This window comes from Streptomyces montanus (assembly GCF_005786655.1).
GTDB lineage: Bacteria > Actinomycetota > Actinomycetes > Streptomycetales > Streptomycetaceae > Streptomyces > Streptomyces sporangiiformans.
The window spans coordinates 210,873-218,708 of the sequence record NZ_VBZC01000010.1 but is presented as its reverse complement, the minus strand read 5'-3'; the positions used below and the strand labels follow the sequence as shown (position 1 = coordinate 218,708).

General features: G+C 72.5%; 6 protein-coding genes. 1 reads left to right on the top strand and 5 read right to left on the bottom strand.

Going from position 1 to position 7,836, the window contains the following annotated elements; genetic code table 11:
- Window positions 1–382 (bottom strand): phage holin family protein (locus FE633_RS11705; RefSeq protein WP_138045077.1); only part of this gene is annotated, 382 nt, incomplete at its 3' end.
- A gap of 145 nt (window positions 383–527) precedes the next feature.
- Here FE633_RS11705 and FE633_RS11700 point away from each other — a divergent pair.
- On the top strand, window positions 528–881 hold the full coding sequence (locus FE633_RS11700; RefSeq protein WP_138045060.1) for a VOC family protein: 354 nt from the start codon (window positions 528–530) through the stop codon (window positions 879–881).
- 39 nt (window positions 882–920) lie between these two features.
- On the opposite strand, the gene FE633_RS11695 is transcribed toward FE633_RS11700, so the two are convergent.
- From FE633_RS11695 to FE633_RS11680, 4 genes are all read right to left on the bottom strand, one after another.
- Window positions 921–1,475, bottom strand: a complete 555-nt coding sequence (locus tag FE633_RS11695) for a GNAT family N-acetyltransferase (protein ID WP_138045059.1) — start codon at window positions 1,473–1,475, stop codon at window positions 921–923.
- A 72-nt stretch (window positions 1,476–1,547) separates the two neighbouring features.
- Complete coding sequence (locus tag FE633_RS11690) at window positions 1,548–4,769, bottom strand: NACHT domain-containing protein (RefSeq protein ID WP_171059908.1); 3,222 nt, start codon at window positions 4,767–4,769, stop codon at window positions 1,548–1,550.
- Window positions 4,770–4,909: 140 nt separating this feature from the next.
- Window positions 4,910–5,833 carry a S66 peptidase family protein gene (locus FE633_RS11685; RefSeq protein ID WP_138045057.1) on the bottom strand — a complete coding sequence of 308 codons (924 nt, stop codon included), beginning with the start codon at window positions 5,831–5,833 and terminating at the stop codon, window positions 4,910–4,912.
- On the bottom strand, window positions 5,830–7,836 hold the full coding sequence (locus FE633_RS11680; RefSeq protein ID WP_138045056.1) for a S9 family peptidase: 2,007 nt from the start codon (window positions 7,834–7,836) through the stop codon (window positions 5,830–5,832). The genes FE633_RS11685 and FE633_RS11680 overlap by 4 nt, the downstream gene beginning before the upstream one ends.

The following is a 7,836-nucleotide window of genomic DNA, read 5'->3' as shown; positions in this document are numbered from 1 at the left end:
GATACGCGGACGAGCCCGGCCCGGGCGGCGTACCGGCGGCGAGACGGTCGCCCTGGCCCGCGGCGACCCGTTCCGGCGTGGGCCGGGACGTCGCGGGCCGGGCCGCGTTGCGCAGCACGTACGCCGCCACGGCGAGCACGGCGGCGGTGATCAGCGCGGCCGCCCAGTCGGGCAGCCCGAGCGCGAGCAGCAGACCGAGAGTGACGGCCAGGGCACCGCCCGCGTAGAGAGCGACGGCGCCGGACGCGGCGTACAGGGCGGCGGCGCGGCGCTGCTTGCGCGTCTGCTCGCGCAGTTCGTCGCGTACGGCGTCCCGGGCCACCTGCGCCAGTTCGTCGACCAGATTCTTGTCCAGATGTTCCAGATGATCCACGTGATCGATGCGATCCATGGCGGCCGGGTACCCGCGCCCCTGCGCGCATAACGCCACCACCTCGGGCACACGGGACCGTCCGCCCCTCGGGACAGCGCAGGTTTCCGGCCGAAACGATCTCGCTCTCGGCCCGCGGCCAACTAGGCTCTGACGCATGGAAATTCTGGGAGCCACGCTGCGCATCTGCGTCGACGACCTGGAGGCTACGGTCCCCTTCTACGAGAAGCTGGCGGGTGGCAGAGCGCACCGCTTCGAGCGCGGCGGCGTGTCGGTCGCCGCGGTCGGCTGCTTCCTGCTGATGAGCGGACCGGCGGCGGAGCTCGAGGTGCTCCGGAAGGTCTCGGCGACGATCGCCGTGAAGGACGTCGACGAAGCCCACCAGGTGCTCACCGACTCGGGCGCGCAGGTCCTCGCCGGCCCGGTGGCCACACCGGCGGGCCGCAATCTGATCGCGTTGCACCCGGACGGGACCGTGTACGAGTACGCGGACCGGAACGCGACGGAGTAGCCCCGCCGCTTTGTTCCCTGGGGGCTCCGCCCCCAGGACTCACCCACGAGGGCGCACCATCTCCGCGGTGATGGCCCAGCGTTCGTGGTCCCGCCAGGCTCCGTCGATGAACAGGAAGTCCGGCGAGAAGCCCTCCAGCCGGAAGCCGCAGCGGCGGGCGAGCGCGATCGACGCGGCGTTGTGCGGCTGGATGTTGATCTCCAGTCGGTGCAGCCCGAGCCTGCCGAACGCGAAGCGCACGACCAGCCCCAGCCCCTCGCTCATCAGCCCGCGCCCCGCGGCGTGCGCGAAGGCGCCGTAGCCCACTGCCCCGCACTGGAAGGCGCCCTCGACGATGTTGTTGATGTTGATGAACCCGGCGATACCGCCGCCGTCCTTCTCGCAGACGAGGAACCCGGCCTTCGTCGGATCCTCGTTGAGCCGTCGCGCGTACGCGGCGTAGGCGTCGCGCCCGGTGGGCGGGAACAGCCAGGGGTGGTGCAGGTCCTTGCTCTCGCGTACGCGGGCGATGAACTCGGCGCCGTCCTCGTTGCGGTAGCGCCGTATGCCCACGCGGGGGCCTTCGGCGAGGTATCTGTCGGTGTTGTCGTGCACCCCGCCACGGTACGCGGCCCCCTGTCGGCGCCGCTTCGTGAAGTACACGCGACGGCCGCCCGGACCGGCTTCTCAGACCGACGGTGTGGTCTGCGCGCACACATCGCCGAGCGTCTTGCGGGGCAGGTCGGCGTGGGCGGCGTCGGCATAGGCGCGGAAGGCGAGGAGGTAGTGCGTGCCGCCCACTTTCATATGCCGCAGGAGCTGTACGCCGTACACCTTCTTGAGGCCCGGCCAGTCCTTGTCGGGCTTCACCGGGAAGGTCGCGTGGTTGTACTGGGTGGACTCGTCGAGGTACTTCCAGTCCGAGGCGTGCTTGTCGGCGTACCAGCGGAAGGCCTTGGCGAAGCGGTTGACCTTGGCCTTTGAGCAGATGGTGGGGCCGCAGTCCTCGATGGCGATTTCCTGTCCGGCGTAGACCGGCTCGTCCTGCGTCCGGGTGCCGGGCCCGCACGACCACCGCACAGGAGTCCCGAATTCCTGCGAGCAGTCCAGCCTCGGGCCGCGGAAGGCGAAGGGCAGTTCGCGGGCTCCGTACAGTTGCGAGCGTTCGTTGCCCTTCCAGACCTCGTCGCCGACGACAGGACGCGTGTCCACGGCCCGGTAGCGCGCGAAGCGGGAGTCGGCGGGCGGCTTGGGGAGAGGGATCGCGGCGAGCCGGCGCCGTGGCGGGTCGGCGATCTCCGCGTTGTGCAGGACCTGCTGGGCCAGGATCGCGCCGATGCTCAACACCCGCTCACGGTCGGCCAGTTCCTCCCGGTACGTCAGCGTAAGCCACACGTTGCCGGAACGGGCTCGGACGGTGGCCTGGTAACCGCCTTCGCCGAACTCGGGTGTTTTCTCCGCCTCCCAGGACGCGCTGTCGGCCACACCGGGCAACGGGCGGGCCTTGCCGTCCTGCACCTGGTTCTCCGCCATCCGCACCGCACTGACCCCGCCTCGCGGAGCCTGCCTCAGGACCGTCAGCCGCAACAACGCGTCGCGCCCCGGCCCCGTCTCCCACCAGCCGCAGGCCCTTTTGTCGTCGGTGTCCAGCTGGGCACGGGACATCTTCTCGGGGCGCGACATGACCGGCCGAAGCTCGCCGTCTGACAGCAGTGTGCAGGCGGGAGGTGGCGCGGAGTGCGGACCTGCCGCCGCGGGGACGGTGCCCGGGGCATAGCCGCCCCAGGCGAACAGCCCTGCGACCAGGAGCATTTGACCGACCCAACCCCCGATGTCGAAGAGCACGTGCGGATCCTTGGCACCGCCTTCCGGCTCCCCCTCCCCGGCGAGCCGGTCGCGCAGCTCCAAGTGCCTGAACTGGTACACGCCGCCGCTCTGCCGCAGCACCCCACGCCGATGGGCGTCCTCGAGAAACGCGTGGCAGCGCCACGGCAGCCGCCCCGTCGCCGCCAGCCAGCAGCGGGCCAGCGCATAGCGCGCCCATGCGGTCCGCGTCGCACCGCACAGCACGAACGCCACACACCCGCAGACGATCAGCACGGCCGAGTCCGTGGGATTGGGTTCGTACCCCCAGTCCAGGCCGTGCGTCCGCCAGCTGATCCAGAACGCGGTGAACGAGACAAGGAGGATGACGGGCAACGTCCATGACGAATGGTCACCCTCCGCGACCCGGAACACGCCGGTGGTCAGCGAGGCGACCCGATCGTCCCGGAGGACCGCCCGGGGTCCCGTGGCGGCCCCGATGTCCGCCGGGGCGGTCAGCGACTCGATCGGCCGCCAGGGCCGCCAGCCCCACGGGAAGGTCAGCCGCCTCGGCCCCGGCAGTGGCTCCCTCGGCTGGCTCGCCCAGCACAGGAGCGCCGCGGGCAGCGCCAGTAGGCCGAAGAGGAGCCACAGCGGACCGGGCAGCGATCCGTCGGCCACAGCGCGCCCGGCCCCCGTCCCGTACAGCGCGCCCGTCAGCAGGAGCAACCCCAGCACGGCAGGGATCGCACCGACGACTGCGGGATGCGCCAACTCCAGCCGCCACCAGGAGAGTTCCTGTGTGCCGGTCGCCCGCAGATGCCTCGCCAGAAAGGCCAGCCACCGCCCGGCGTCCTCGGCCTGCCATGGGCCCCGTGCGCCACGGTCGTCCAGCGGAATCCGGTAGACGGCGGGGACATACGCGTCCAGTAGATGCCGCTCGATCGCCTGCCGGTCCGGGAAGCGGCGGGAGTCCAGCAGTTCCATCGGGTCGGCATCGGTGTCGCTGTACGCGGCCCGCGCGAGCCCGACCATCAGGGGCGTGGCCAGAGCGGCGCGCAACCGGGCGGCGGGCCGGTCGCGCTCCTCGGCGGCCAGCCGCTCCAGGACGGGGTCCCATTTGGTGGCGGTCTGTTCATGGCGTCCCGTCCGGCGGGTGGTGCGCGGCAGGAACTCGGCCAGCTGAGCGACACCCAGCGGCTGAAGCTGCACCACGGCCGCTCCGGTCAGGACATCGGCGTCGGCCACCGCGTCGGCGTACGCCGTCGGGCGGCTGGTCAGGACGAGCCCGCGCCCCGGTCCGAGTCCCGCGTTGAGCTGGCGCAGGGCCTCACCGCGCCCGCCCTCGGGCATTTCGTCGAAACCGTCGAGTACGACCAGCACGCGCCCGCTGCCGAGCAGGGCCCGTGCGACGGCGTCTCGTTCGGTGTCGCTCCGTCCGATCTCCGGGTAGTGGTCGGCGAGTTGACGTGCCGCCCACGCCCACGGCCCCTGCTGAGCGACATTCCAGGAGGCGAGCGACAGCACCACGGGGACGCCCCGTTCCACCTCGTCGGCGTCGAACAGGGCGCGGGCCAAGCGCAGGGCGAGCACCGACTTCCCTGCCCCGGCGGCTCCCAGGATCACCAGGCGGCGCAGCGGCAGCCGGGTGAACTCCGCTGCCACATCGGCCAGTTCGCCCGTCAGGTCCAGCGGGCCGTCCTCGCCGTCCCGGATGTTGATCCAGTGGTCGGCCAGGAGAGGGTCCCCCTCGGCCCAGCGGACCCGGAGAGGGACCGGGTCATGGATCCGGGACAGCCGCTCCTCACGGTCGTAGACGGATCGCAGCCGGGAGGCCAGCACCGTGGCCGCCGCGTCCAGGCGCTCGTCCGGCAGAAACAGGTCGGTGTCCCTGGCCGCCCGCCACGCCCCGATCGCCTGCCAGGCTGCGAGGAGCAGCAGGACGGCGCCGCCCACCCGCCAAGGTGCGGCACCACCCAGCAGGAGCAGCCCCGCCCCGAACGCGGTGAGGGCCGCCACGGACACACCTGTGCCCGCCTTCGACCAGGCCGACCACTCCCCCGGGTGCAGATGGACATGGATCCCACCCTGCACCGACCCGGTCATCACCACATGCCCGGCGGTCCCGCCCTCGAACCTGTTGGTGACCGAACGCGGCTCACCCCGCCCCCGCAACCGCATCCCGTTCCCCCGACGATCAGCTCAATGAGCCCGTGCCCCATCTTCCCAAGCACGCGTCACAGGCGCTACACCAGTGCCGGACCGTCCAGCGTCAACGTCCCTGCCTCCGCGTCCAGTTCGCCCCGCACTCCGAAGGGAATCGTCAACGCCCCTTCGCCGTGCCCGAATCCGAACTCCTCCACGATCGGGACCCCGAGCCCGCCCAGCCGGTCGAGGACGAGAGCCCGCACCTCCTCGTACGGATCGCACCCGGCCCAGGATCCGAGCAGGATCCCGGCGACCCCGTCGAGCCGGCCCGCGCGCAGGAGTTGGGTGAGGTAGCGGTCCAGGCGGTACGTCTCCTCGCCGGTGTCCTCCAGACAGAGCAGGCCGCCGCGCGCCGTCGGGCGGGCGTGCGGTGTGCCGAGCTCGGCGGCGAGCAGGGCCAGGCAGCCACCCAGGAGGACACCTCGCGCCCGCCCGGGAACCAGGGCCCGGCCGTCCGAGGCAATCGTCCGCACCGACTCCGGCTCGAAGAGGGTCGCCCGCAGATGCTCCTGCGCCCGCGCGTTCTTCAGGAAGTCGACGCCCGCGGCCATCGGTCCGTGCAGCGTCACCAGCCCCATACGGGTCGCGAACGCCTCGTGCAGCGCGGTGATGTCGCTGAAGCCGAGGAACACCTTGGGTCCGGCGGTCCGTAGCGCGTCCCAGTCGAGGAGGTCGACCATGCGCTGTGCCCCATAGCCGCCGCGGGCGCACAACACGGCGTCCACGGCCGGATCGCACCAGGCGGCCTGGAAGTCGGCGGCGCGGTCGGCGTCGGCGCCCGCCAGATAGCCGAAAGTCCGGTGCCGGTCGAGGACATGGGGGGCCACGACCGGCTCCAGGTCCCAGCCGCGCAGGATGTCGAGCCCCGCCTGGAGCCGCTCCTCGGGCACCGGTCCGCTCGGCGCCACGACGGCGACACGGGCGCCGGGGCCCAGTCGGCGGGGTCTGAGGAGTTCCTTCACTTGGCGAGCTCCAGGGTCGGGATACCGGGCGGGTTCAGGCCGAAGACCTGGGCGTACAGGGACAGTTCGGACTCCAGGACCCGCACCATCGTGTCCGCGCGCCGGAATCCGTGGCCCTCGCCCTCGAAGGCGATGTAGGCGTGCGGCACGCGCCGCCCCTGCCCCTCCATGCGGGCCAGGAACCGTTCGCACTGGGCGGGCGGGCAGATGACGTCGTCGAGGCCCTGGAGGAGCAGGAACGGCGCGGTGACACGGTCGGCGTGTTCGGTGGGTGAGCGCTCCGCGTACCGGCCCGGCACCTCGGCGAGGGGTCCGACGAGTGTTTCCAGGTACTGGGACTCGAAGTCGTGGGTCTCGCCCTCGCCCCAGGCCGCGAGGTCGAGGATGGGGTACAGGATGGTTCCGCAGGCGTAGACGTCGGTGCTCGCCAGGGACGCGGCCGCGGTCCAGCCGCCGGCGCTGCCGCCCCGGATGGCGAGCCGGTCGCGGTCCGCGGTGCCCTCGTCGGCGAGTGCGAGCGCGACGGCGGCGCAGTCCTCGACGTCGACGACTCCCCACTGCTCACGCAGCCGGTTGCGGTAGGCGCGGCCGTGGCCGGTGGACCCGCCGTAGTTGACCTCGGCGACACCGATGCCGCGGGAGGTGAAGTAGGCGATCTGCAGGTCGAGTACGAGCGGGGCACGACTGGTGGGGCCGCCGTGGGCCCAGACGACGTAGGGCGGGACTGCGTCTCCCGGTGCGACGTGGCCGGGGTGGTGCGGCGGGTAGATGTGCGCGTGGATCTCGCGTCCGGCGGGACCGGTGAAGGTGCGCATCTGCGGTTCCGGGTAGTACGCCGGGTCCACGGGGTCGTCGTGGGCGGCGCCGATCACGCGGGCGCGGCCGGTGTGGGCGTCGAGCTCCACGACCTCGTACGCGCTGCGCGGGCTGGCCGCGATGCCGATGACGCGGCTGCCGTCCGTCGCGAGGGCCGACGCGAACTCGGTCCAGGGCCCGGCCGTGTCGATGACCTCGCCGGTCTCCGGGTCGAGGACGCCGAGCGCGGTGGCGCCCCGCCCGTGGACGACGGCGATCAGTCCGTCCTCCAGGGGCGCGAACCAGCGCTGGCCGATCTTCCACAGCGGTCCGCCGAACTCCTCCTCACGGGCGCACAGCGGCACGGACGGCCCGCTGCCGGAGGCCCGGTACAGGTTCCACCAGCCGGTGCGGTCGCTGACGTAGAGGAGGGAGCCGTCCGGAGCCCAGTCGGCCTGGGCGATGGACTCGTCGGGGCCGCCGGCGGCCGGCCGGGCGTGCCCCAGCGTCCCGTCGGGGGCCACGTCGGCCAGCATCAGCTCCGTGCCGTCCCACGGCATCCGCGGGTGGTCCCAGGCGAGCCAGGCGGCGCGCCGCCCGTCCGGGGAGACGCGGGGGCCGGTGACGAACCGGTGCGGCCCGTCGGTGAGTTCGCGTACCGCGTCGCGGTTCTGCTCCGCCGAGCCGTCCAGCGGGACGGCGGCCACGGCCCTGCGTACATCGGTGGGGCCGTCACCGGTGAACTCCTCCAGGACGCACCAGACCTCACCCCGCTCCAGGTGCAGCTGCGGGTCCACCCAGCGCAGTCCGCCGCCCACGAGCGACACGGGCGTCAGCGGACGCGGCTCGGCGTCCGGGGCGCCCGGTTCGTACGCGTACAGCCGCTGGTCGGCGAAGTTGACGAAGACCACCAGGGGGCCGGTGTCGAGCATCGCGCCGGCCCAGGGCTGTCCGCCGTACTCGATGACGCGACTCCGTACGTTCCACGGGGCCGGCAGTACGGGCTCCTCGGTGCCGTCGACGCGTCGGCGTACCAGGGTGCGGCGGCCCCCCTCCGTGGGCCGCGGCTCGGTCCACCAGGCCTCGTCACCGACGAAGCCGACGTACTCGGGGTGCCCGTCGTGCGCGGCGGCGAGCGACGCGTCGATGGGCGAAGGCCAGGAGCCGTAGGCCAGGGTCTGCACGATGTCCCCCAATTCGTCCCCCAT